Origin of the sequence: Pseudoalteromonas sp., from assembly GCF_041613455.1 — a bacterium.
Taxonomy (GTDB): domain Bacteria; phylum Pseudomonadota; class Gammaproteobacteria; order Enterobacterales; family Alteromonadaceae; genus Pseudoalteromonas.
The window spans coordinates 1-26,157 of the sequence record NZ_JBFJHD010000030.1; the positions used below are offsets into that span (position 1 = coordinate 1).

Consider the following 26,157-nt stretch of genomic DNA (forward strand, 5'->3'; position numbering starts at 1 on the left):
CAATCTTTACTGTTTGTTTGCATTATTATTCCTCTTATAAACAAGTATTGTATACATTATACAAATTGATTGTATCAGTTAAAATACTTTCGGCAAGGCTGAGATAAAAATAAACGGCTATCTATTTTAAAATTTATCTGCAGTTGCCGATAACCCTCGGGATCAGAGCACACTATTGTGCACTATGGGACAGGCATAAGTGCGCGTAGGGGCAGCTATTTAGTAAGGCAAGCTGGCACAAGGGCAAGCGTGTGTGCCTGAAAGCGACATTGGCAGCCAGTTTATTGGCGGTGTTGAACCACTTAGCGAAGTGGCGGGCAGAGCGGCCTGTTACCCAGCATCCGCGGCTGGTCAGGGTAAGCGGTAGTAGCAGTATCACCGTTGACAGCGACCCTTATGCCCTTAGGTTTCAAGTAATTTAATCAGGAGCAGTGTATGACATTTACAGCACAAAGCTTTATTGCTGGGCAGTATTAACCCGCAAATTGTGATGCCGCAACAAGCGCTTAAACACAGTGCCGCCATTGCTAGCGCCTTGTGTCAAGCCATGTTGCAGGGCCGTGGACAGTTTTGTAGCAGCCCAGAGCTGTGGTTAATAGCAACAGGCTGTGATAATTTAGTAACCTAGGAAGTGCGTTGTATTGAGCAACCAACTCGACGGCCAATTTGCTGCGAGCATTGATGCTACCGATGCCAATATGGCGAACGCCGCAGCGCTAAAAGAAGCACGGCAATATAAAGTGGGGCGGTGAATTGAAAATTAATTAGCGGCAGCTTGAAGTGTGTGCGTCAATGCACCATAACGAACCACTTCCAAGTTCACCCTATGTGCGCAGTAGCTTTGTAGGAGCACATGCAATGTTACGATTTTTGCGACCAATCTGCTATCGGTGTTCGTGTTATTGAGCAGGGGCAAGCAGTGAGCTTGTCCCTAAATTATATATACACTAAAGGCTTAGCGAGATTGCAACTTGGCATAGCAGGATATTTGAGTATAATGTATGCTAAATGCAATCTTTAAGGATCACCATGGCTATTGAGCATAAAACCCGTACCCAACTTGTTGCAGAAGCAATTAGGGAAAAGATCCTCACCGGTGAAATTAAAGGCGGTGAACCATTACGCCAAGCGGCGCTTGCCAGTGAATTAAATGTCAGCCGCATTCCGGTTCGCGAAGCGTTGTTACAACTTGAAGCCGAAGGTTTAGTGCACTTTGAAGCACATAAAGGGGCGACAGCCACACAACTTTCAGCAGCACAAATAGACGAAATTTTTGATTTACGCGCCTTGCTTGAAGCAGAGCTATTAAGCCATTCAATTGCGCATTTAAGCGAACAAGATTTAGCTGAAGCCGAGCACATTTTATCGCAATTAGAAACCGCAATGAACGCAGGTGATACGCACAGTGCCACCGGCGATTTAAATAGCCGCTTTCATGCCAAGCTATACAGTCGTGCCGAGCGTCCGCAAACCCGTGAACTGGTAGATATGTATTGCAAAAATTCAGAGCGTTATGTGCGCATGCATATTTTACTCGCCGGGGGCTTAACCACAGCACCGGAAGAGCATCGCACCTTGCTTGAACTGTGTCGTACCAAGAAAACCCGTAAAGCCTGTGACTTTTTAAAAAAGCACATCGTGGAAGCGAAAAACGACATTAAAAAGTTGCTGATCAAAATCGAACACGAGCAGCGTTAATCTCTGCACTGATATGGCATGCTTGCCGTGCCATATCAGTGTGTTAAGCATTTCCTTAGACGACCCATTTTATTCCCCTCTATAACCTGCTATGCATTATTTCTTCGATTAACGTATTGTTAATTAACATGACCAGCGCATAAAATTAATTATATTTAATATTGTATACAATATGTAAAAGGTGTATATTTTTCGTATCAAACATTTGAGCGCGCCGTCATCGTTGCAATCATTAAAGCGCGTTAGGCTGACACGGTGCATATTCGTTACCGTGAGAGGCAAGTATTAATTTTACTTTCTCCCCGTTAGGTTACTTTGGTAAATCACCATACAGTAACAGCCTAAATGTTGAGCAGTTCGCTGCTCAACATTTATATTGCACAAACGCTGATCGGGGTATGTTAAATACCATAAAAGGAGCGAGTGATGATGCACAATTTATTTTCCCACTGGCAGCAAGCCAATAATAACTGGCTGCAAATAGACACTCTAGATATGCACACAGGAGGAGAGCCGCTGCGAATAATTGTGGATGGTTTTGCGCAATTAGCGGGGCATACTATGCTTGAAAAACGTGCCGATTGTTTAGCGCGGTTTGATCATTTAAGACAAGCATTAATGTTTGAACCACGTGGGCATGCCGATATGTATGGTGCCTTGATCACTGAGCCGGAGCGCGCAGAGAGCCATTTTGGCGTGTTGTTTTTACACAATGAAGGCTATAGCACTATGTGTGGTCACGCCATTATTGCCTTGGCCACTGCAGCTAAAGAGTGTGCCGTCACGAAGTTTAATGAAGGTATAAATGAGCTGCGCATTGACACCCCAGCAGGGTTGATTAAGGCCTACCTCACATTAAAAAATAATCAGTTAACGCAGGTTTGCTTTGATAATGTTGCCAGCTTTGTTGACCGGCTTGCGCTGCAGATCACAGTGCCTAAGTATGGCCATATAAGCTGTGATATTGCCTTTGGTGGCGCGTATTACGCATTTGTTGATGCCGATAGCATCGACTTACAGCTAACCCCGAATAACCACGACAAAATTATTACCTTAGGTAAAGCTATTAAAGCGCAAGTAGCCCGCCAATATCAACCGACGCACCCAGTCGATGACGCATTAGGGTTTTTATATGGCGTTATTTTTTACTCTAATACGCAATTAAGTAACCATGACGCATTTAGCCGTCATGTTTGTATTTTTGCAGCAGGTGAATTAGATCGCAGCCCAACCGGCACTGGTGTAAGTGCCCGTGCAGCGCTTGCGTTTGCTAAAGGTGAGCTGAAAATTGGCCAACAAGTTAACATTGAGAGTATTTTAGGTTCTGTATTTAGTGTTGAGCTACAGCAGCAATACCCGTTTTCAGGCTACACGGCAACGGTGCCGCGAGTCAGTGGGACTGCTTATGTTACCGGCACCCATCGTTTCATAATTGATCCCGCGGATCCGCTACAACAAGGATTTATATTTAGATGAGTAACCACTTTAGTGACCGTCAGCAAGCAATTAAGGCCGCCATGGCAGCAGCAGAGCTTGATGCATTGTTAGTATTAGGCCATGAAAATATTCGTTATTTAACGGGGTTTAGTGGTAATGCGGCCTATGCCTTGATCACTCCACAATTGCAATTATTGATCACCGATTATCGCTACTTTGAGCGCGCCCAAGCCGAGTGTCATGGCTTTGAAGTGATCAGCCGTGACCGCGATAATGAAAGCTTAGGGCAGTGTATTAATCGCTTTTTAGCCGCAAATTCGCAGCTCGGTTTTGATGCCGCGTTTATTAATGTTTCGCTGTGGCACCAGGTAGCGAGTGACTTATCGATGCATAGGTTACAAGCGATTACCGGGCTGGTTGAGCAGCAGCGTATGGTAAAAAATAGCTGGGAGCTTGCACAAATAAAAGCTGCCGCAGCCATCGCCGATAAGGCATTAGCACAAACCCTGCCGTACTTTAAAGCAGGAGTGAGCGAACGGGAGTTAGCGTTAGAGCTAGAATACCGCATGCAAAAGTTGGGCTCTGAGGGCATGTCGTTTGCCACTATTTTAATGTTTGGCGAGCGTACCTCACTCCCTCACGGCAGTCCAAGTGATAGGCAGCTGAAACAGGGGGATTTTATTACCCTAGACTTTGGTGCGGTAATTAATGGCTACCGCTCTGATATGACCCGTAGTTATGTACTGGGAGAGGCATCAACAAAACAAGCTGATATTTATCATGCTGTTGCTGCGGCGCAACAAGCGGCTCTCGATTTATTAACACCAGGCGTGGCGTGTATTGAGCTGCAAAATGCGTCACAGCAAGTGCTCGATAGTTCAGGGTACGGACAATGGGCGGGGCCTGGGCTGGGTCACGGTTTAGGGTTGTTTTTACATGAACAGCCGTTTATTAATCAATATTGTACTCATCAATTAACGGTCGGTAATGTGATCACCATAGAGCCGGGAATTTATATTCCAGAGTTTGGTGGTGTGCGCCTCGAAGACGATATTGTTATTACCCCACAGGGCTATGAAATTTTGACCCACGCCCCTAAACCTTTTCAATTGGAGCGTTAATTATGCACATTATAGATGCAACCCAGGTTGATAATGTCTTGAGTTTTGAGTCTTTACTAACGGCGATGCAGCAAGGTTTTGCGCAACATTTTGGCATGCCAAAGCGCAATGTTTATCAGCTTAATAGTGAGGTCAATAATCATGATGCTTTTGCGGTGCTACCAGCATGGAATCAAGATGTAATTGGCGTTAAAGCGTTTAGTTATTTTCCCGAGAATAGCCAAGCAGGGTATCAGTCATTGTATTCTAAAATTATGCTGTTTTCGCGAGCGCATGGCGAGCCATTGGCCTTAGTTGATGGCACGCGGATTACGTTGTGGCGTACCGCGGCGGTATCGGCGTTAGCGAGTCGCTATTTATCGCGTGAAAACAGTGAGCATTTAGTGTTTTTTGGCAGCGGCAATTTAGCCGAATACATGGTGCGAGCCCATCTTGCGGTGCGTAATTTCAAACGCATAACGCTGATTGCGCGTAATCAACATAAAGTGGCTGCATTGCAAACCACATTGCAAAAACACTTTCCACAGGTACAAATCAGCATTGGCGAAAGTACTGAGGCCGTGATCAGCCGTGCCGATGTGATAAGTTGTGCCACCGGCAGCCCCACTCCCTTGTTCGATGGCCGGTGGCTAACGCCTGGCACCCATGTCGATTTAATTGGCAATCATCACAGCGCGCAGCGTGAATGTGATAGCAGTACAATTACCCGCAGTCGGGTCTTTGTTGATAGTAAAACCAATGTATTAAATGAAGCGGGTGAGCTATTATTACCGATACAAGAAGGTGTATTTAGTGAACACCAGGTGTGTGCAGAATTGGCCGATTTAGCTAAACAAAATAAACCTGCTCGTCTTAATGAACAGGAAATAACAGTATTTAAATCAGTCGGTACTGCGCTTAGCGATTTAATCGCCGCGTATTTAGTTTACCAAACAATAAAATAAAAAAACAAAGGTGGGTGTATGGTGCTGTTATGGTTGGGAGTGTTATTTATCGTCATTGGTTTGTTACCGATGGTACGGTGGTTAAAGTGTAAAGTGAGTAAACGCCACTGGCGAGTGTGTAATGTAGAGCAAATAACGGCAGTGGCCAACAACCAAATTACCGCACCAGAGATGATCCACCAGCCTACCATGCTGGTGAGCTTTCGCTTTGATGGCCAAATACACAGTGTACTGATTGAATACCGCGAAAAAATGTTTGCTCGTTTTAAACAAGGTAAGCAATGCACCTTATTGGTCGACAAAAATAACCCACAACACGTCTATAATAATGTGCTGCTTTGGCATAACTATGGATTAGTATGGCTGTTAGCGGGTATTGGCTTATGTGCTTTTGGCTATTTTAATACACTGTAGTTTAAGCTCGGCGAACACAAACTTACCGCACTAATGGCTCGCATGCGCTCACAATACAGCGCATGCGCAGCCTATCCGCTGTTAACGGCCATTAGCCTGCTAATTGCTAGCCATTACGAAGACCTTGCTGGTGGCCTATTTTACTTACCTTTGAGCATGAGACATTTAGCTTTTGTAGTCACGCTGCATAGGGTTGCTTAGTGCGTTTTTTTGCTATTAAGTTAGTGCTTGTTAACCCAGTGTGTTTAGTAGTTTATATGGTTGTTTTTTATTGTTAATCAATCGTTTTTATTATACTAAAGTCTTATAAAACTGCCATTTTCAGCATTGAATCACCCCCAGTGGTTGGATAGAATCCTGCCTCTCATTATCTCTGAGCTCCCTCATTTGTTGCGTGTCATTGCAGTTTCATTATTAGCGTAATACCCGTGGTGTTGCGTGTTGTAATAGTCGCTGTGCGTTCACAGCAACTGTTTAGTTACTATTGATAGCAATACGGGATGCTCAGCTGAGTGGTAACTGCATTTTATTACCTTTTTTAACACACGTTTAAGTACTTCGGCACTAACCCCACAATGACAATGGTAAACATGAAATATAACACACGAGTTAACTCCCCTTTATTACTACTTTCAATGCTGTGCGCTACCAGTATTAGCGTTCAAGCCGTCGAGCGCCCCACGGGTTTATCGGATGAAGATATTCAATACGTTAAACAGCTAATTAATAACGAAATGCAAGCACAAGCCGATGCTAAAGCGAAACAAGCGTCAACCACAGGGTTCGAATTTAGTGGTTATTTTCGCTCGGGGACACAGGCCATAATAGGTGGTGGCAGTAAAAATAGTGGCTCATGCTACTCACTCAATTACCCTAAAAATGACGGCGTATATTACCGCTTAGGTAACGAATGCAGAGACTATAGTGAGTTTCAACTGGCGAAAACGCAGCAGCTAAATGGGGTTAATTTTAAAGCCGTATTTATGATGGACTTTGCCGGTGATTCACGCGATCCCACGGCAACGGAGCCGTGGTCAAGACGCTCAAGGCAGCTTTATGTTGAAACCGATAACTTGCTTGATAATGGCACGTTGTGGATAGGCCGCAGATATTATTACGATCAGGCGTTAGGTAGCGTGCATATTCTCGATTATAAACATGCGCAAAGCTCGGGTAACGGTGTGGGTGTGACCGATATTCGCGTCAATGACACCGATACACTGCATGTGGCAGCTATTTCTTATGGTGGCGAAGGCGAGCTTACTGGTAATAAAGCCACAGCAGAGACTAATTACCAAAACTTTATGGCCGATGTGCGCTATGAAATGGATGTAGGCGATGCGGGGAAAGTGGTCTTTGCACTGCAAAACTTATTTGTAAATGATGCCATTAATGAAGCGGGACTTAGCGATGGCAGAACGTTTACTGTGCAATGGCAAAAGCAATTGGGTATGGTTGTACAAAAAACAGTGTTTCAATATGGCACTGGCGCTATGGCGCTAAACCCCGGTAGTGCAGGGACCGATGGCGGTAGTTTTGATTATGCAGCCGATAGTAGCGCCAGCGGCTTTCGTGTTTTTAACAATGGCCTAATCGACATTAGCAAAAAGTTCAAAATTGATTACCTGGTCATGTACGAAAAATCGTCTGATTACCATACGCTTAAAAGTGCAGGGGTGCGTCCACATTACGCAATTTCGCCGCATTGGAGTGTGTTGGGCGAAGTGGGTTACAACGCTTATCAAACGAAAACCAATGGCATTGAAAACGATGAGCAAACACTGATGAAATATGCGCTAGCGCTGCAGGCAACCGCCGACTCTACGCAGTACTGGTCGCGTCCGTCGTTACGCTTTTACTTAAGTAATTTTGACTGGAACCAAGCAGCCGGACAGCAATCAGAGTTAAGTGTTGCGGGTCATCAAGGCGATGAAAGTGCACTGGTGGCAGGCGCGCAAGTTGAGGTGTGGTTCTAATACAGCGTATTAATAACCACGCAAACGTGGTAATAGCAGTCGTTTCGTAGCCCGTCGCTATGGAACGACTGCCACTTCGTAATAACCACGAATACTAATGCCGCTGTTTGGCTATACTTGTTGGGGGCGCGCCAAAGGCGTGTTTAAATAGGCGGCTAAAGTGGCTGGGGCAATTAAAACCCAGCTCATAACATACTTGGCTCACTGCGCGTCCTTGCTGTAATAGGCTATAGGCTTTTTTTAGCCGCAGCTGTTGTTGCCACAGCGCCGGACTGGTGCCAAACGCCAGTTTAAATTGCTGATAAAATTTACTGCGGCTCATGCAAGCAATTTTACACAGTTTTTCTATATCCAACGCCTCACTTAGGTGCTCTTCTATATACAGCAACGCATTTTGTACCGGTGTTGTTAGCTGCAGCTTACGACTATGTTTAAGTAATAAATCGCGACTTTGCTGTTGCAATAAACGGGTAATAAGTTCATTTAACGACAGATCTATTAGGTAGCTGCGTTGCTCGTCTGGTTCACTGAACAACTGCACCATTCGCTGCAATAATTGCTGTGTTTGGCGATTATGTTGGCTATGTACGAGTTCAGGCACATACGCAAATAATGCGTCATTGGCAAAGCGTTGCTCAATATTTAGCGCATCAGCGACTTGATTAATTTTTTCGGTGCTTATTTCAATGGCCAAACAACTGGTTGGCGCGTTTAAAGACGCCTGAGGAAAGTCAATGAGTACCCCTTGTTTAGGTGCTAATACAAACGATTCGTGGGGTAAAAACGCTTTATGGTACTGGCAGCTGGCTACATGCATGACCTTTTTGCCACTGAGCATAGCGCAAAACAGTAACTCGTTAGAGTGCAGCGCCACTTTTTGTGCATTTTGGTAGGTGTCGTAAATACTGAGCTCGCTGTTATCAGCAGCAAAGGTGACTTTATTTTCAATCAGCACATTTAATTGCTGACGATGCTTATTTAACTGCGGTGTATGCATTTTAATCCCTTTCAAACTGGACTCACAGACAACTTTTGTGGACAACCATACATGCTTTTAAGCGTTTGATAGTCTAATGTCAATCAATGCTGATTAATTATAAAACAGCGGTTGGTTAAATATAAAGCAATCAGGCTTATTTAATAGTTCGACTTTTAGCTTATAACAACAAGAGAGTGTAACGATGATTTATGCAAATCCAGGCGAAAAAGATGCCCTAATTACCTTTAAAACGCAGTACGAAAATTACATTGGCGGGCAATGGGTTAAACCGGTAAACGGCCAGTATTTTGAAAATATTAGCCCAGTGAATGGCAAAGTATTTTGTAAAGTAGCGCGCTCTGATAAAGACGATATTGAACTGGCGCTTGATAAAGCCCATGCTGTAAAAGCACAGTGGGGCAGTACGTCGGTTACCGACCGCAGTAATATATTATTAAAAATAGCCGATCGAATTGAGCAAAATGTAGAGTTACTTGCGGTTGCCGAAACCTGGGATAACGGCAAAGCAATTCGAGAAACTTTAGCCGCCGACATTCCGCTTGCGGCGGATCATTTTCGCTATTTTGCAGGTTGCCTACGTTCGCAAGAAGGTGGCATTAGCGAAATAGATGAAACCACGGTAGCGTATCACTTTAATGAGCCGTTAGGTGTGGTTGGGCAAATTATTCCGTGGAACTTTCCACTGTTAATGGCCGCATGGAAACTCGCTCCGGCACTGGCTGCGGGCAACTGTGTAATACTCAAACCGGCAGAGCAAACGCCCGCCTCAATTTTAGTACTGATGGAAGTGATAGGCGACTTACTACCAGCCGGTGTACTCAATGTGGTGAATGGCTTTGGTAAAGAAGCCGGTGAAGCACTGGCGACTAATCCCCGCATTGCGAAAATTGCCTTTACCGGCTCTACCCCGGTCGGCTCGCATATTTTAAAATGTGCCGCGGAAAATATTATTCCTTCAACGGTGGAGCTGGGTGGTAAGTCACCTAACATCTTCTTTAGTGATGTAATGGACAAAGACGATGCGTTTTTATCTAAAGCGATAGAAGGCGCCATACTGGCCTACTTTAACCAAGGTGAAGTGTGTACTTGCCCATCGCGATTGTTTATTCAAGAAGATATTTACGAGCAATTTATTGAACGCATTTTACAGCGTACCGCACAAATAAAACGCGGTAATCCACTTGATACCGACACTATGGTGGGGGCACAAGCGTCTAAAGCGCAGTTCGACAAAATTTTAAGCTACATTGAAATTGGCAAACAAGAAGGCGCCGAAGTCCTCACTGGAGGGAACGTTGAACAGCTCAGCGATGAACTGAATGGCGGCTATTATATTCAACCCACGCTATTAAAAGGCACCAATGATATGCGGGTGTTTCAAGAAGAGATTTTTGGCCCGGTTATTTCTATGTCGACCTTTAAAGACGAAGCCGAAGCGTTAGCACTGGCTAATAGTTCTGAATTTGGTTTAGGTGCCGGTGTATGGAGCCGCAATATGAACCAAGCGTATCGCATGGGGCGTAAAATTGAAGCAGGCCGAGTGTGGACCAACTGTTACCACATGTATCCCGCCCACGCCGCATTTGGTGGTTATAAAAAGTCAGGCATTGGCCGCGAAAACCACAAACTTGCGCTTGGCCATTACCAACAAACTAAAAACTTATTAGTGAGCTACAGCGAAGATCCTCTCGGCTTTTTTTAACTTTACTTCCAACCAAGCTAAGTAATGAAAGCGCTGCATTGTTGTAGCGCTTTTTACATTAAGGGCAAATCTGTTTGATGGTATACATTACACAGGGTTGGTTGTCGCTGTTTGATAAATACCGCAAAACTAGCTTGATTCACTGCTAGGGTTATAGGCAACTGCAAAATTTTACCGTGTTTGCTAGATTATTAAAAAGCTTGGTGGATTTACCTTCAGGTTTAGGTAAAGTGATTGTGCCCAATAAAGTGTACGTAAACAGAGTCCGAGGGAAGGGCGATTACTATAAACCAGACATAGCGTACAACGAACTGGATTGGACCACTGATTTGCTATTAGAAAAAATAAAGCAGTTATAAAAGCGTTCATTAAATAACGATTTTTTAAGGATACATTAGTTATGACAAAATTTGTCGACCATGATGCCTATATTGCAGCAGCGCCGCTAGATTTGCAGCCGCTGTTGCGCCAACTTCACATACAACTTACTCAAGTGCTTCCTGACGCAGAGGAGCTTATTGCATACGATATGCCCGGGTTTGGATTTGGAAAATCGATTATTGTGGGCTATGCCGCGTTTAGTAAACAATGCGGCATTTATGTTAGTAAAGGGGCTATTACAGCCCATGCAGACGCTATTACCGCTGCCGGACTCAAGGCTAGCAAAACGGGTGTAACTTTTTCTGTGCGTAAGCCGATTCCAGATGAGTTGCTGAAAAAACTCGCGACCACCTCACGCGAAGAACTGGGTTTGTAAAACAATAAATATTAGGACAGGCATAGATACGCTGTTTAGACTTTAATTTACGATCATGCTTTTACCTGAATATAAAAGCCGCTCACGGAGAAAATAAATATTAGGACAGGCACAAAAAAGACACAAAAATAACAGTAGAAAAATAATAGGACAGGCATAGATACGCTGTTTAGACTTTAATTTACGATCCTGTTTTTACCAGCATAAAAAAGCCGCTCACGGAGCGGCTTGCACGGTTTACGCTGTATTAAAGCGTTTATGCATACAGCGTTATTAATTGCCCATGGCGTATCTAAAGCCTATTGCATACCTTGGACCGTATTGAGCGGCACTTAAGAATTGGCTTTCGAAACGGCTAAATGAACGCTCGGTTTCATTGGTTAAGTTAACCCCTTCAAAAAATACCGTGGTGCTTGCATTAATTTCGTAATTAACGCTTATATCCCACTGCAGATACTCTTTTGCGTATTGTGGTGGCGCTGAAGCACCTGAATCGGGTAGGCCTTGAGCAATTAAGTACTCATCGCGCCACGCACCGGTTATTTTCACCGATAGCCCATCTTTTTCATAAAAGCCTTGTAAGTTGGCAGAGTCACTTAAGCCTGCCAATACCGCTTGAGAAGCAAGGTAATAGTTATCGTATTCTACATCACCGTCAACTACGGTGGCATTAAAGCCCGCGCCAAAACCTGATTCACCAAATAAATGCTGGATCGCCACTTCTACCCCATTTACTTTACGTGAGCCGACGTTTTCAGGTGAGTTAATGGTCCATTCAATTAATGGATCCGTTGCGGGATCGGGTAAAACGCGGTTGTTTTCACCAATACCGACGCCATTAGCAACAATTTCATTGTAAATAGCAGAATCGGTTGCTTGCTCGCCACGGCCTTCTATTGCGGCAACGGCGTTATTCCAGCGCTGACCTAAATACACATCATGTAAGCCATCATAGCTTGTTTTTACTTGGGTGTTGTCAATCCAGTTGTCTACGTCTTTCCAAAATAACCCCACAGCGGCGTAACTACCTTCGCTGTAATAGTACTCAATACTTAAATCTAAATTGGTCGATTTAAACGGCTCTAAGTTTGGATTACCGCGGCTACCACTGCGTGAATTTAATTTAGGCGATGGCGTTAAGCTTAAGTTGCCTAACATATCCCCCAAAGTAGGTCGGGTGATGGTTTGCCCCCACGATGCCCTAGTTACTAAATCATCGGTAAGGTTTACTTTAATATCGAGCATGGGTAGCAGTAAATCGTATTGGCCTTGATAGTCAACTTCAACCAACTCACCATCACTGGCAAACTGGGTGAGCCATTCTGAGCCACCGGCCCAGTAAACTTGCTGCGCTACTCGGCTTTTTGCTGGGCTAATAATATCGGTTTCTTCATAGCGCAGACCTAAATTTACCAATACTTCGTAGTCTTTAACGTCAAATACCCAGTTGCTAGAAAGGTACACACTTATGGTTTCTTCTTCTACTTTATTAACGGGAAAACCGTCAAAACTACCAATTTGGTATACGTCGCTGCCGATTACATCTTCAGTAAGGTAAGCACTTTGCCTTGCGAAGGCTTCATCAAGATCAAATGTGTAAGCATAACCGGGGGCTACCCCATTAGGACCAAATGAAAACTCATCTAGGAAGCCACTTAAATCAACCCGTTCAAACATGGCGTCTGGGAAAATCTCCGCAAAAGTGCCATTGTTAAAACCAGGGGCATTGGCGTTATTAGAGCCGCCCCAGCCACTGAGGGTTTGTTTGGTATACGCCGCACCAAACTTCACGGTTTCTAGACCAATATCGGTGTAGGTAAATAATTTACCATATAATTGCACTTGCGATACTTCAGACTCGCCGGGGGTGCGCGTAAAAATACTGAAGTTTGAACCAATTTGATTGGGGTTAACTTCTTGCGTGCCATTGTTCCAATTTACATTGAAACCCGGTACATCACCTTCACGGAAAAAGTATTCTTTCGTTTTGATATCAGCCGAGCCTAAAATAATACGCGCGTTCGCGTTAAGCCCCGGATCTTTACCATTATCTGTGGTCGTTTTTGAGGTATGGGCATCAAAATTAAAGCTAAGGTTGTCGGTAGCTAACCATTCAACATTGATACCGGTGGCTTTTGAGTCAACTTCAGACGTTTCTCGAAAAGCGGTAAATGAAGCATCATCGCCTGCTGAGTTGTAATAAATAGCCGTGCCATTTTCATCCAGCTCATAAGCGTTGCCATTACCACCAAATGAACCATTCCAAATACCCCAAGATAACGAGTTATTGCCCGTGGTGGCTTGTGAAATAGTATGATCCAGTGTGAAGGTTAAATTATCGCTTGGCGCAAACTGCAACGTTGCTTGCGCATTAAGGCGCTCGCGCTGAATATCGTCTTTTGCAAAGCTGATTTCTTGAGGAAAAAATGCGGCCGACACAAATTCACCATTGTCTCCGGCATTGGGATCAAAAAATTGCTGTGCAGGGTTGCCATCGGCGTCCATTGGGCGATTATCGATAATATTTTCCGCATCAACCGATAAATTTGGGTTGACTAACCATGAGCGCACATTGGCAGCTTGGCGTTGAAAGTCACGACGATGGTAGGAAAAGTTTGCCGAGAAACCAAATCTATCATCATCAAAGGTATTGCTATAAATACCAGCAATTTCAGGGGTTATCGTATCACCTTCAGCTACTGAGGTATCGTGAATGCCTTTCGCCATAAAAGAAAACCGCTCACCGGGCTTTTGCAGTGGTTTGGTAGTGACGATGTTAACTGTTGCACCTAACCCACCGGTGGGGGTGTCGGCACGCGCGGTTTTCATCACCTCAAGCGAACTGACCCCTTCAGAGGAAAGGTTTTCAAAGTTAAATGAACGCGTAAAGCCGGTGCCCGCCATTTGACGGCCGTTAAGCGTTACTAGGTTAAAAGACGGGCCAAAGCCACGTACAGTAATTTGGCTACCTTCACCGTTAGCACGGCTGACTGATACACCGGTAATGCGCTGCAGTGATTCAGCGAGGTTAGTGTCTGGAAACTTCCCCATTTCTTCGGCTGAAATGGCATCCACTACACCTGATGCATCACGTTTTACATCCATAGAACGAATGAGTGAACCGCGAATACCTTTTACTTCAATGACTTCTAGTTCAGACTCGGCAGTATTTTCTTGCGCCGCATAAGCCAAGTTGAATGTGCTTGCAGCAATGACAACTGACACAGAAACCGCGAGTTGGCTTTTTTTAAAATTTAATGTGTTCATAATAGCTCTGCTTTATCAAATTTTTTACAAAGATTGCTGCACTACAGCAGCAACCCGTTAGTGGCAATTTGTGTTACGGATTAGTGATCATCATATTATCAATCCTATAAACCGCGCCTTGGCTTTGTCCCCACGATGCAAAAACCATCACGACATTGATATCGCTGACATCTAGCCCTGCATCTAAAAGTGATTGCACTGTAAAGGTATAGGTTTGCCACTGCCCAGTAGCAACGGATTGGCCTTCTACACTCGACGAAAGGGGGAGCTGCACGGCAGAGGTTGCACCTGATGATTCAATTTTAAATAACCACTCTGCGTTTGCGTTAGTCGGCGCCGACACAACTTTCATATCAAATTTAACAACGCCGCTGCCTACAAGTGCTGAAGCATCAAAAGAGACGCCATCGTCCGCTTTAATACCCAGTACTGTTTCTCCACTACCTTCAGAGCCAACCATAAACTCAATTACGTTATTATGCTCACTGTCATCCACTGCTATAGTAGGGGTGCTACCGGCACAACAATCCCACATGCTCCATTGAGCCGCGACGCTCTCATCAAACAGTGTAATTTCTTGATTAGCTTCAGGTGTGTATATTTTGGCATTATCAATACGGTAAACCGCGCCTTCACCTGTGCCCCATGCTGGGAAGATCATCACGACATCGATAGCGCTCACATCTAAGCCCTCAGCGGCTAAATCAGCAAGTTTGAAGGTATATGTCTGCCATTCAGCGGTTACTGGCGCGTCACCGACATTCGTTAATGGCAATTCAACGGCGGTGTCGCCTCCATTTGACTCTATTTTCATTAACCAGCTTGATTCAGGGTTATTGGGTGGAGAAATTACTTTTAAGTCAAACTGCAGTACACCACCGGCTAAAATGCTCGTTGCATCAAAGGGGGTGCCACTACCACCTGCCGATGTGCGGGTATTAAAACCTATTACCGTAGGCTCGGCACCAATGCTAAATTCTGCAGTTAGCCCATGTACTTCGTCATCCATTACTTCTACTGGGGTTGAGCCGCCGCAACAATTCCACATCGGCCAGTCTAAATTTTGTCCATCAGTGAAAAGGTCGACGTTAGGTAGGTCGCCTTCAATCGCGACATTGGTGATTAAATACTCTGCGCCAGCACCGGTTTGCCATGCTGGAAACACCATTAATACATCAATAGCACTTAAATCAAGGCCTTTTTCTTGTAATAAAGCCAGTGGGAAAGTGTAGCTTTGCCATTGACCCACAGCGGGAGCAGCGCCTTCATTACTTAACGTTAACGGCACATCACCGGTATTTGGACCGCCATCACCGGCTTCTGCTTTTAACAGCCAGGTAGTCGCTGATGTGGGGGGAGTAACCACTTTCATTTGAAACGATAAGCGACCATTTAATTCAACTAATGGTGATGCATCAAATGGGCTCGATGTGCCCGTAAAGTCATCGGGAAAATGGCCTCCACGAGTAGAAAAACCCAGCACGGTTCCGTTGTTATCATTAATATTAAATTGAACCACGTCGCCTTTATCGGCATCATTTATAACAGCAGGTGTTGTGCCACCACAACAATCCCAGGCAATCCAGTTGGCATTTAAGCTGCCATCAAAAATATCAAGGTTTGCTGCAACACCCGCACTAGGTGGCTTTGGCACTGGCGCTGCACCTTCAACAAGAGCGTCATCTAGGCTATCGTAACCTGGGCGTATTGTTTCACAGCCTTTACCGGTTTTAGGGTCTGAGGCGCATTCGTAAACCCGCACGTAGTCAATTTCAAAACGTTGCCCTGATGCAAATGCAGTTTCATCGATACCTAAGTTATTTACATTTTCCGGCCAATCTCCCCCCACGGCATGATTTAAAATAAGGTAAAAGTCTTTATCATATGGGGCCGTATCCCAATGTGTGGTTAATTCACCACTCCCTTGCTGAAAATACTCAGCAAACCAGCCTTTATGTTTTAAGCCTACCGCTTCACCTTTAGAGTTATAAAGTACTTCAGAGCGACGTTGAGTAGCATATAGATAACCATCAACGTACCAACGAATTTCGCCTTCTTGCCATTCAATGGCATAGGTGTGGAAGTCATCGGCGGGGTTCATGTCTGCAGGGAAAGTATACGCCTTACCGGTATTGGAATTATTTGGCCATTCGCGGCCATAGTGTAAGGTGCCGTAAATAGTTGACTCAACGGTGCCATCATCAGCTACCGTTTTTAGGTTTACCGCTTCTAAAATATCAATTTCGCCAGAACGTGGCCAAGTACCATACTCTTCATCTGTGGGCATCATCCAAAACGCCGGCCAACTGCCTTGACCTGCTGGCAATTTAGCGCGTATTTCAAAGCGCCCATAAGTGAAATCTGCATTGTAACGGGTATTTAAACGCGCAGATGTATAGGGCTTTTCAGCCCCTTCAGCGGCGGGGAGTGCCACTATGTTTAATACGCCACCTTCTATAAATGCGTTTTGACCACTGTCGGTATAGCACTGTTTTTCGTTATTCCCGCCACCAGCGCAATTTACTTCAAAGTTCCATTTATTGGTGTCGATAGAGGTTGTATCAAATTCATCACTCCATACCATACGCCAGTCAGAAACGGGCTCAGTAGGATTAACTTTCTCAATATCTGTTTTGGTGGTAGCTGCATCGCCACCACAGCCAGCCAAAGACGCTAATGATATAGCAGCCAATAAGCGTGTGGTATACGTAGTTCTAATGGTCATAACTGAACCCCAGTGTTAACTGATAAGTAGCAAAATATAAAATATAAGTGCAATTTTCATTCATGTAAGCGCTTACAAATATAGAGTTCAACGCAAGGTTAGTCAACATAACATTTAAATTATTAACTAAATATTTACTTTTAGAGTGGTGTAAGAAGGATATTTAACGTGGCAAAAATTGGGAAAATAATAAATTAATTCGTTTTACGAGCACAAAAAATATCGGCCTTTGCTTCACCAAAGCCGTTAAACAACACTGCATTTATAAGCATTTATAAGGGACAGCCATTAATCGATGCAAATTTTAAAACTTATAATCGGACAGGCAAAAACTCTATTTAGGGGATAGAAGGATAGGTATAAACTCCCTAAAATATTAACAACCATTAATGGGACAGGCATAAATTGGCTTGCTGCGGCTAGTTTGTAAAATACATATCATGAACTACTGTTATTATATACAGCAATGTAACGGTGCACTTCTATGACTAGAGCAAGAAAGAGTTTGATTGATTTGGCAGCAACATCTTACTATCACTTAATCGCACGCTGTGTAAGGCGGGCTTTTTTGTGTGGTGATGATAAATATACAGGTCAAAATTTTGACCATCGTAGAGACTGGCTAGTTAAGCGTATCAAGCTGTTAAGTAGTGTATTTGCCATTGATATTGCCGCTTACGCTATTATGAGTAATCACTATCATCTTGTTGTAAAAGTAAATCGCCGAGAAGCCCTTGCATGGAGTGACGATGAGGTAATAGCACGTTGGCAAAAGCTTTATAGCGGTCATGTTGTGGTGAATAGACTTAACAAGGGTAAGCAGTTAGATAGGGTAACTCTATCTCAGCGTGACGGAATAATTGCTCAATGGCGAGCGAGGCTTTACGATATTAGCTGGTATATGAAAAGCCTTAATGAATATATCGCTCGTAAAGCGAATAAAGAAGATAATTGCACAGGAAAATACTGGGAAGGTCGTTATAAATCTCAAGCATTGTTAGATCAACAGTCTGTATTGAGTTGTATGGCTTACGTTGATTTAAATCCTATTAGAGCAAAAGCTGCAAATAGTATTGAGGAAAGTGACTTTACTTCAATTCAAGAGCGGATTACTCATTTTAAAGCAGCTCAAAACGAGGAATCCCAAGCAACTTACGTAACCAAGAACAAAAGTGAGAATTTACCTCTTCAGCCCATACAGTTAATGACGCTTTATGAACATGAACTTGCACACACAATCCCGTTTGCGCTACTTGATTATTTACAGTTAGTTGACTGGAGTGGTAGGCAGTTAAATCGAAGCAAAAAAGGGCATTTAAGTAAAGCAGCTCCCTCAATACTGAGTAGGCTAAATATAGAAGAAGCCCAGTGGTTAGAGTCAATTCAACGCTTTAGGCATCTATACTCAAATTTTGCGGGTACACAGCAATGCTTGAAGCACCATGCAGCTAAAAATGATGTGAAATGGTACAAAGGTGCAGGCTAATTCGCGCTTAAACACCGTTTAAGCACACATAGCAAAACGCTAAAAGAGATACGCTTAAAATCTAAAAACGGGCAATTACGTAGTATCTGTAACAAGCGTCACATTGGGTTTTAACTCGGTCTAGGTAGAATTTACTTATAAAACATTCCCATACACAAAATGGGCAAAAAAATTGTTAGTTATGCTATTTTCGCATTGCTCTTTTCTAAAGCAAAAGTTAAGGCTAAATATAATTTATGCCTGTCCATTTTATACTTAAAGCGTGCTAATAATGGCTGCTAAGCAGGAGTTAATCTATTGTTTATATATGGCATTTAATTAATACACGTGATCTCACAGGTTACGCTGTTGCTGGAAGGTGTGTATGGCAAAATGCCATAGAGTAAAAGTTTTTGCTTTTGCCAAATTTCAGGCGGTATTTGCTGCTTTGCTGGGTGTGGTTATAGGGGCACTTTATGCCTTTGCAGGGCTGGTTATTGATTTGTTAGTGTCTGCTGAGCTTTTGTCTTCAACGTTATTTGCTTCGCATGGCCTCAGCTTAGGGACTTTTTTGGCTTTTGGTGCACTCGTTGGAATGCCAATAATATTTGCACTGCTTGGGTATATTTTCGGATTGCTCGAAGCATTATTATATAATTGGTATGCTAGGTGGTTTGGTGCCATCGATTTAGATTTTTGGCGGGGCAGTTTGTAATTAGGCGCCAAGCACATCACTTAACTGCCGTTACTACTAACTTGTCGAATGTTTACAAGCCTATTCAAAGTAATATTGTAGGGCTTCCATAATATGTCTGTCCCATAATAGTGCTTCTATGATCAAAAAACTTATGCGTGTCCTTTAATATGATTTATGCCTGTCCTTTAATATATTCAGGTTTCATATCATGGCTGAATATTACTTTCTAAATGGCATGGTAAGTACTCCCAATAATGAGGCGTTTTGCTTAGCGTCTGGGTATTCAACTAATCCTATATTTAGCTCGGGATCGGCTTTTGTGGCTGTCCCTTTATAACTGCCGAATAGTTTATCCCACCAAGTGACACTAAAACCAAAATTAGAATTCGTTTCGCTTGGTATTTGGCTGTGGTGAATACGATGCAGCATTTGCGTAACCAGTATTAACCGCAGTGGTTTTTCAATGGCATTAGGCAGGCGAATATTGGCGTGGTTAAACAGCGCTAAACCATTTAACGCAATTTCAAAAATGAGTATCGCAATAGCGGGAACACCCAAAGCACTCACTGCAAGCAGCTTTATTACAATACTTAACACAATTTCAATGGGGTGAAAGCGTAACCCAGTGCTGGCATCTATATGTGCGTCGGCGTGATGCACGCGGTGTAAGCGCCATAACAGTGGCACTGCATGAAACAGTCGGTGCTGCCAGTAAATAATTATATCTAGTAACAATAAGCTCAGCACAATGGCCACTAAGCTAGGCGTGGCGAGTTGGTTAAACAAGCCAATCCCGTGTTGTTGGTTATACAGTGCGACGGCGGTTAGACCAAGCGGTATGGTTAAACGCGCAACCACGGATGAAACGAACACTAAACCAAAATTAGCCAGCCAACGCTTGCGAGTGTTAATCGGTGATTGGCGTGCAGGATGTTGCCACTCGAGTAGCATCATTATAATTAAAATACTAAAAAAGCAGCCCAGTCGCCACCAAAGTTCGTTAGTCATGATCCGCTCTACACTCATTTGTTGCTTGCTGTTTTAGCGTGTGATAGCCACCATGGATGCGGGTAAATATGGTGATAGCACAGGCAATCGCAAATAGCGTTGCCATCATGGCAAAGTGCTGTGGCCAAATACAAAAAGCAATAAATAGCGCTATGGTTTCGGTACCTTCGGTTAAGCCATTTAGGTAGTAAAAGCTTTTGTATTTAAATTGCGGTTTGGTGAGATTAAACTTTTCAGCGGCGATGGCAAAAGCTAAAAAGCTTGAACCCGTGCCAATAAATGCAGCGAGTAATATAGCGCCGGCAATGGCGTTTTGTTCGGGGTTTGCCAAAATAAACCCCAGCGGAATGGCCGCGTAAAATAAAAAGTCGAGGGTGATATCTAAAAAACCGCCGGCGCTTGAGCTTAAATTTGCATGGCGTGCCAAGGCGCCATCTAGGCCATCAAAAATACGATTTAAAACAATGGCAACGAGTGCGCCATCCCAAATTTGCAAGGCGATAAGCGGCACGGCTAATAAACCGATTAAAAAACCAATCACCGTGAGCTGATCGGGCGTTACTCCGCGTTTATACAGTGCAGCGACTGCGGGCGTTAACAGCGGGGTTATTACTGGAGTGATATATTTATCTAACATACGTGTTACCTTGTGCGCTTACATGCCGCTTCTTTATAATTAATCTAAGGTGACAACCTTACCGTTGGCGGCCTCGGCATCACTGATGTCGTGAGTAACCATAATTGCGGGTAATTGATGCTCGCGTATTTGCTTAAACACCAACTCGCGAATATCACAGCGCAGTTGCGTGTCAAGTTTGCTAAACGGCTCGTCGAGTAAAACCGCTTTTGGTTCGCTCAGTAACAGGCGTAATAATGCGACGCGTGCTTGCTGCCCGCCAGACAAGTTATCGGGGTGGCGATTATCGATCCCCTTTAATCCGACTTGCTCCAGCGCGTGCGCTATTTTTTCATTGCGCTGCTGTTTATTGCCCTGCGGCATCGCAAAGGCAATATTACCTGCCACGGTTAAATGCGAAAAGAGCAAAGCATCTTGATATAACACCCCAATATGACGTAAATGCGGGGGTAAGTTAGTTATATTATTGCCATTAAGCCACACTTCCCCTTGGGCATCAAAGCCTTTAGGAAGCGACCCCGTCAGCCAATTTAATAAACTTGATTTACCACTACCGGAAGGACCCATCAGGGTAAGAATTTCACCGCCGTTTACGTGCTCGTTTAAGCTTAGCAAGTGTTCATTTTGACGAAATAGTTGGCAATTTTTAACCTCTAAAGTTGACTGCATTAGAAACCTTTTAATTTATGGATTAACGACGCGCACTGTTATAAAAATACTTAGGTAAACCCCACGCCAGTATAAAACCTAGCAGCGGCAATGCCATTTGCAGCATGGCATACACCGCGCTGGTCCGCCTGCTGGCGCCATTGGCAAGGGTAACCGCTTCGGTTGTAATGGTTGCTATGCGCCCACCGCCTGCTAATAGGGTTGGTAAGTATTGGCCAAAACTAATTGCTAAGCCGAGCGCCGCGGCAATTAAAATAGGGGCAAATAATTGTGGTAGTTTCACTTTAAAAAACACGGTGTGCGGCGCTGCCCCTAAACTGGCTGCTACCCGAGTAAAGCGCGGATCTAAACGGCGGTAACTGCTAGCAAGCGATAAAAATACATAAGGCAACACAAACAGTACGTGAGTTGCTATCACATTAAAAAAAGCCGCTTGCTGGTTCACTAACTGTTGTAACCATACCAGACCAAACAAAAAGGCGATACTGGGCACTAGCAAGGGTAAGTAAATAATTAAATGGGTAAAACGCGACATTGCTTTATCAGTTAATTGCTCCGCTTCTAAACACATTAACGTAAGGATTATGGCGAATAAGCTTGCGATAATACCTATTACTAGAGTATTGAGCAGAGGCGTGAGCAATTGCGAAAAGGCACGGTTAAAGTGTAACAGCGTAAACTGCTCGGGTATTGCTGCTGGAAAACGCCAAAAACCCGCAATCGACCACATCACTAACCCCACAAGTGCAAGGGCAATAAAGCAAATAACCAAGCTGGTGAGTATCACCGATATGGTGTGCCAGTAGCTGTCACTATAGCTACGTTTACCGTTACTGAGCGAGTCAGTTAATACGGCTTTTAGTACTTTTTCACCGCCCAGCCAAAGCAATAACAAGGTCGCGGTGAGTGCAAATTGCAATACTGCCCCGGCAGAAGCTTTAATACGTAGGTTTAAATCAACATCAGTAAACCAATGCATAATGGCAACAGCCAGCGTAGGCGGAGTATTAGGTCCTAAAATCAGTGGCATTTCCACACTGGCACTGGCATAGGCTAGTACCGCAAACAATGGTAAACGTAATAACGGGTAAAGGCTTGGAAAAACTACTTTAAAAAAAGCCGTCATTGGGCAATAGCCCAAGTTAACCGCCACTTGGTGCTGTTGGCGTAATTTTTTGCCAAATTCGGGTTGGGCTAATACGCCCAGCGCCATTAATAATAAAAACGGCAGTTCTTTAACGGTTAACCCTAAAATGATACTGATTCCATAAGAGTCGTGTGGAAATAGTCCGTTAGGCGCGAGCTCCCAGCCAGTAAACCAAGGCGAAATTAACCGCGCAAACATACCCGAGGGCGCAATTAAAAAGCCCACCGCAATGGCGGCTGCTGCGTGGGGTATCACTAAAATGGGGCTAAGTACACGCTGAATGCGATTAAGCCACGGGCTATTAAAAAACGCGGCTAAAATCATTAAGGTAATAATAAACGCCAGCAAGGTGCTGACTAACCCCGATGCCACGCTTAACATCACCATTTGACTCAGGCCGGGTGTATGCCACAAGGCAGTAAATCCCTGCAGGTTAAACGTGCTTTGTGCCAGTACGGGGGCATAGCCAAACGCAGGAAGGAGCACACTTATTAAGCCGCCCAATACGGGAAGCAGCAGTAATACTAATAAAAAACGTGGGCTGTGCCTGACAATACGGGTAAACAACTCGGGTTTATAGCGCACTGGCTGTGGGGTGTTCAACGCTGTTTTTTTAGCCGGGACTATACTCATCGGCTTACCCCATATCGCGCGTGCCACCCTTGCATTATCGCGTTAACCCAGCTTGGGTGTGGCTCACTAATGGTATGCTTAATACTGTTAAAAGGCAGCGCGCTTGGGTGAGGGTGTGCGGCTTTAAATAAGGCTTGTTGCTGAGGGGATAAGGTAGCTTGTATAAGCACGGTTTTATCGCCCCATACAGCGGCTTTTTGTTTATGCGCTTGTGCTTCTGGGCTCAGTAAAAAGTTAGCCACTAACTGGGCACTGTGTGGGTGGCTCGCGTTGTAAGGAATGGCTACAAAGTGGGTGTTGCTTAAACTGCCGTCAGCCATGGCATAGCTGCGAATGCTTGGCGGTAAATCGTAGCGTTTAACGGCTGCGGGGACTTCGGGGGCAGAAAAAGTAAAAGCAATACTTAGCTCAGTATCGTCAACTAAGCGGCGCATGTGTGCACCACTTTGCATAAAGTGAGTGCCACCGCGCCAGAGGGTTGGGTGTAGCTTATTTAAAAAATTCCACAGTGGGGTTAACACTTCTGCTGTGTTGTTAGCAGTAGCCGCTTGGTTTAACTGCGCTTTAATGCTTTCACTACTTTGCTGATGCAGTACTACTAAGGCGTATTTTAAAAAACTCATGCCTAAAAAATCAGGCGGCTTGGGATAACTAAAGCGCCCCGGGTTGTGTGTGCTCCAGCTCAGTAATTGCTTTAATGTTGTGGGTAGTGTGTTACCTGCAGTGCCATTTATTGCAAGGCTGTCGTAATAAAAAGTCAGCGATGCTTGGCCCCATGGTGCTTCCATGCCATTTGTGGGTATACCAAAGTCAAAATTAACCGCCGGGTTATTACTTGGATCAGTATAGCTAAAATTAGGTAGCTTATTGGCCCAGTGTTTTAGTAATAACGAATGCTCGCTCATGGTGGCAAAGTTAGCGCCGTTTATCCAAATAAGGTCGACACTGCCATGCTCGTGGTTGTTTGCTGACTTTTCAACCAGTACACGGCTTACTGCTTCACTGGTGTCGCTTAATTTCACGTGTACTAAGTTAATGTTGTATTTGGCTTTTACTTGTTTAGCAGCCCATTGAATATAGGCATTTATTTGTGCATCGCCACCCCAGGCGTAAAAATACACGCTTTGGTTATTACCAAGCGTTTCAATATTTTTCCAGCGAGCGGCTAAATCTTTACTCATATTTTGAGTGTTGTTATTAGCAAAAGTACTTAAGCTTGTTATTAAGCAAACGCAAAACGCGACACAGTAAAAACCGTATCGCGCAGCTGTTTGCCAGTATTTACTGGCGTGCATTTAAATCCCAGTTGTAGTCTAAAAATTTCACTTTCATGTCATCATTTTTAAGCGCTTTTTGCTGAGCGGGTATTAGTTTAAGTGCATCGCTATATTGCAAAAAAAACTGCTGCAAGGTATTTGCCCCATTAAAGCCTTGTGCAAAGTCATCGCCGTACCACTTAAATATAGCGGAGATATTTAGCGTATTTCCCTGCGCAAAATTACGTGTTGTATCTGATAAAAAACGTACCGTTTGCTGATGCAACTGATATTCTAGCTCGTTGGCGGTATAGGCTTGTTCGCGTAGCGCAGGGCAGCTAATACTCGCACAATTTACAGCAAAATGAATGCGCGGATCGTTATAGTTACCGCTGCCTCTAATTAACCCGTGCTCTATATCATCAAGGCTGCGCGTTTTACCTAGTAAGGGCACAAATTTTTTACGCCACGGTGAGCTAAAAAAGCTGCCTAAATCTTTGATTGATTTAAGGTTGTGGTATTTTTTATTCGCAAGGTTAGAGACGATTAGCTCAACAGTAAAGGCGTTATACGCATTAATTAAAAACGCCAGTTGCTTAGGCTTTTGCCACGCGTCAAACTCGCTTTGGGTCACAGCCGTTAATGCGTCTAAATAGTGTTTTAGCTGTGCATGATCGCGTTTTATGGCGGCGTAATCAACAGCGGTACTATGACCATTATTTATTGTGATCACATGCTTTTTTAGCAAATTATGCCAATCAGAGTGCAGGTTTTGCGCGTGGCTTGAAAAGCTGCTTAGCGCTGTGACGACTACTAAAGCTAAACTCACCCGCCGTGTGTACTCAAGCACTTTAAGTTGAGGCGCTGTAACCATATTAACCGCGACGCCAGTTGTGATATTTTTCGAGCATGTTAAGCACCTTTTCAGGTGCATGTGCGCGTTTCCACTCGCCTGCAGCGTACTTATTGCCTTCGGTCCACGTTGGGTAGCTGTGAATAGTGCCTAATATTTTGTTAAGCCCCAAACCGTGTTTCATGGCCAGTACAAATTCGGCAATTAAATCGCCCGCATGCTCAGCGACCACAGTCACACCCAGTATTTTGTCTTTGCCTTTGGGGGTAATTACTTTAATAAAGCCTTTTGTGGCGCTGTCGGTAATGGCGCGGTCTAGCTCTGCAAATTCAAAACGGGTTACTTCATAGTCGATGCCTTGTTCATTAGCTTGTTGCTCGTTGATACCAACACGAGCTACTTCGGGATCAATAAAGGTAGTCCACGGAATGACCCGATAATCGACCTTAAAACGTTTAAATTGACCAAATAAGCCATTAACTGCTGCGTACCAGCCTTGGTGTGCTGCAACATGCGTAAACTGGTAGGGACCGACAATGTCACCGGCGGCAAAAATATTAGGGTACAGTGTTTCTAAGTAGTCGTTAGTCACTATGGTGCGATTGGTTTCGATGCCAAGCGCCTCCAGGCCATATCCATCTAGTCGTGCACTACGACCCACCGCACATATTAGCTGGTCGTATGCAATTTCGATTTCGGTATCGTTATGTTTAACAATTAAGTACTTTTTACCGTCGCGTGTTTCGCAGCG

Annotated in this window: 21 protein-coding genes and 1 pseudogene; 12 read left to right on the forward strand and 10 right to left on the reverse strand. The window is 44.2% G+C overall.

The window, feature by feature from the left end; translation table 11 throughout:
• The first annotated feature begins 460 nt into the window (after nt 1-460).
• The 7 genes from ABYB02_RS05150 to ABYB02_RS05180 all read left to right on the forward strand — a co-directional run bounded on the left by ABYB02_RS05150 (nt 461) and on the right by ABYB02_RS05180 (nt 7,590).
• Nucleotides 461-628: a hypothetical protein gene (locus ABYB02_RS05150; protein WP_372761388.1), complete on the forward strand. Its 168-nt coding sequence runs from the start codon at nt 461-463 to the stop codon at nt 626-628.
• 401 nt (nt 629-1,029) lie between these two features.
• Nucleotides 1,030-1,698, forward strand: coding sequence for a GntR family transcriptional regulator (locus tag ABYB02_RS05155; RefSeq protein WP_372761389.1), 669 nt, complete (start codon nt 1,030-1,032; stop codon nt 1,696-1,698).
• A gap of 426 nt (nt 1,699-2,124) precedes the next feature.
• Nucleotides 2,125-3,174 (forward strand): proline racemase family protein, encoded by a 1,050-nt coding sequence (locus ABYB02_RS05160; protein ID WP_372761390.1) that lies wholly within the window; start codon nt 2,125-2,127, stop codon nt 3,172-3,174.
• The gene (locus tag ABYB02_RS05165) at nt 3,171-4,256 is read left to right on the forward strand and encodes a M24 family metallopeptidase (protein WP_372761391.1); all 1,086 of its coding nucleotides are present in this window, start codon (nt 3,171-3,173) and stop codon (nt 4,254-4,256) included. Before ABYB02_RS05160 ends, ABYB02_RS05165 begins: the two co-directional genes overlap by 4 nt.
• Before the next feature lie 2 nt (nt 4,257-4,258).
• Nucleotides 4,259-5,200 (forward strand): ornithine cyclodeaminase family protein, encoded by a 942-nt coding sequence (locus ABYB02_RS05170; RefSeq protein WP_372761392.1) that lies wholly within the window; start codon nt 4,259-4,261, stop codon nt 5,198-5,200.
• A gap of 18 nt (nt 5,201-5,218) precedes the next feature.
• Nucleotides 5,219-5,614 (forward strand): hypothetical protein, encoded by a 396-nt coding sequence (locus ABYB02_RS05175; protein WP_372761393.1) that lies wholly within the window; start codon nt 5,219-5,221, stop codon nt 5,612-5,614.
• A 590-nt stretch (nt 5,615-6,204) separates the two neighbouring features.
• Nucleotides 6,205-7,590 (forward strand): carbohydrate porin, encoded by a 1,386-nt coding sequence (locus ABYB02_RS05180; RefSeq protein WP_372761394.1) that lies wholly within the window; start codon nt 6,205-6,207, stop codon nt 7,588-7,590.
• Nucleotides 7,591-7,684: 94 nt separating this feature from the next.
• On the opposite strand, the gene ABYB02_RS05185 is transcribed toward ABYB02_RS05180, so the two are convergent.
• Nucleotides 7,685-8,587 carry an AraC family transcriptional regulator N-terminal domain-containing protein gene (locus ABYB02_RS05185; RefSeq protein ID WP_372761395.1) on the reverse strand — a complete coding sequence of 301 codons (903 nt, stop codon included), beginning with the start codon at nt 8,585-8,587 and terminating at the stop codon, nt 7,685-7,687.
• A 184-nt stretch (nt 8,588-8,771) separates the two neighbouring features.
• On the opposite strand from ABYB02_RS05185, the gene ABYB02_RS05190 reads away from it, so the two are divergent.
• The 3 genes and pseudogenes from ABYB02_RS05190 (at nt 8,772) to ABYB02_RS05200 (ending at nt 11,049) form a co-directional block, all read left to right on the forward strand.
• Entirely contained in the window at nt 8,772-10,292 is a 1,521-nt protein-coding gene (locus ABYB02_RS05190; RefSeq protein WP_372761396.1) for an aldehyde dehydrogenase family protein, read from the forward strand.
• Nucleotides 10,293-10,492: 200 nt separating this feature from the next.
• Nucleotides 10,493-10,651 (forward strand): annotated as a pseudogene (locus tag ABYB02_RS05195) (peptidase); the annotation flags it as partial.
• 41 nt (nt 10,652-10,692) lie between these two features.
• Nucleotides 10,693-11,049 (forward strand): iron chaperone, encoded by a 357-nt coding sequence (locus tag ABYB02_RS05200; protein ID WP_372761397.1) that lies wholly within the window; start codon nt 10,693-10,695, stop codon nt 11,047-11,049.
• Between the two features lie 273 nt (nt 11,050-11,322).
• On the opposite strand, the gene ABYB02_RS05205 is transcribed toward ABYB02_RS05200, so the two are convergent.
• Both ABYB02_RS05205 and ABYB02_RS05210 read right to left on the reverse strand, forming a co-directional pair.
• Nucleotides 11,323-14,316, reverse strand: coding sequence for a TonB-dependent receptor (locus ABYB02_RS05205; protein ID WP_372761398.1), 2,994 nt, complete (start codon nt 14,314-14,316; stop codon nt 11,323-11,325).
• 73 nt (nt 14,317-14,389) lie between these two features.
• A complete protein-coding gene (locus ABYB02_RS05210; RefSeq protein ID WP_372761399.1) occupies nt 14,390-17,041 on the reverse strand; it encodes a family 16 glycosylhydrolase in 2,652 nt (883 codons plus the stop codon).
• 484 nt (nt 17,042-17,525) lie between these two features.
• On the opposite strand from ABYB02_RS05210, the gene ABYB02_RS05215 reads away from it, so the two are divergent.
• The gene (locus ABYB02_RS05215; protein WP_372761400.1) at nt 17,526-18,527 is read left to right on the forward strand and encodes a transposase; all 1,002 of its coding nucleotides are present in this window, start codon (nt 17,526-17,528) and stop codon (nt 18,525-18,527) included.
• A 364-nt stretch (nt 18,528-18,891) separates the two neighbouring features.
• The gene (locus tag ABYB02_RS05220; protein WP_372761401.1) at nt 18,892-19,221 is read left to right on the forward strand and encodes a hypothetical protein; all 330 of its coding nucleotides are present in this window, start codon (nt 18,892-18,894) and stop codon (nt 19,219-19,221) included.
• A gap of 201 nt (nt 19,222-19,422) precedes the next feature.
• Here the strand turns inward: ABYB02_RS05220 and ABYB02_RS05225 are convergent, their stop codons facing one another.
• The 7 genes from ABYB02_RS05225 to ABYB02_RS05255 form a co-directional block, all read right to left on the reverse strand.
• Complete coding sequence (locus tag ABYB02_RS05225; RefSeq protein ID WP_372761402.1) at nt 19,423-20,211, reverse strand: sterol desaturase family protein; 789 nt, start codon at nt 20,209-20,211, stop codon at nt 19,423-19,425.
• A complete protein-coding gene (locus ABYB02_RS05230; protein ID WP_372761403.1) occupies nt 20,204-20,848 on the reverse strand; it encodes a CDP-alcohol phosphatidyltransferase family protein in 645 nt (214 codons plus the stop codon). The genes ABYB02_RS05225 and ABYB02_RS05230 overlap by 8 nt, the downstream gene beginning before the upstream one ends.
• 39 nt (nt 20,849-20,887) lie before the next feature.
• Nucleotides 20,888-21,517 (reverse strand): ATP-binding cassette domain-containing protein, encoded by a 630-nt coding sequence (locus tag ABYB02_RS05235; RefSeq protein ID WP_372761404.1) that lies wholly within the window; start codon nt 21,515-21,517, stop codon nt 20,888-20,890.
• Between the two features lie 22 nt (nt 21,518-21,539).
• On the reverse strand, nt 21,540-23,297 hold the full coding sequence (locus tag ABYB02_RS05240) for an ABC transporter permease (protein ID WP_372761405.1): 1,758 nt from the start codon (nt 23,295-23,297) through the stop codon (nt 21,540-21,542).
• Complete coding sequence (locus ABYB02_RS05245; RefSeq protein WP_372761406.1) at nt 23,294-24,592, reverse strand: ABC transporter substrate-binding protein; 1,299 nt, start codon at nt 24,590-24,592, stop codon at nt 23,294-23,296. Before ABYB02_RS05245 ends, ABYB02_RS05240 begins: the two co-directional genes overlap by 4 nt.
• Nucleotides 24,579-25,427, reverse strand: a complete 849-nt coding sequence (locus tag ABYB02_RS05250) for a DUF547 domain-containing protein (RefSeq protein ID WP_372761407.1) — start codon at nt 25,425-25,427, stop codon at nt 24,579-24,581. The genes ABYB02_RS05245 and ABYB02_RS05250 overlap by 14 nt, the downstream gene beginning before the upstream one ends.
• A gap of 1 nt (nt 25,428) precedes the next feature.
• Nucleotides 25,429-26,157, reverse strand: a 729-nt coding sequence (locus ABYB02_RS05255; RefSeq protein WP_372761408.1) for an FAD-dependent oxidoreductase, incomplete at its 5' end; no start/stop codon positions are given.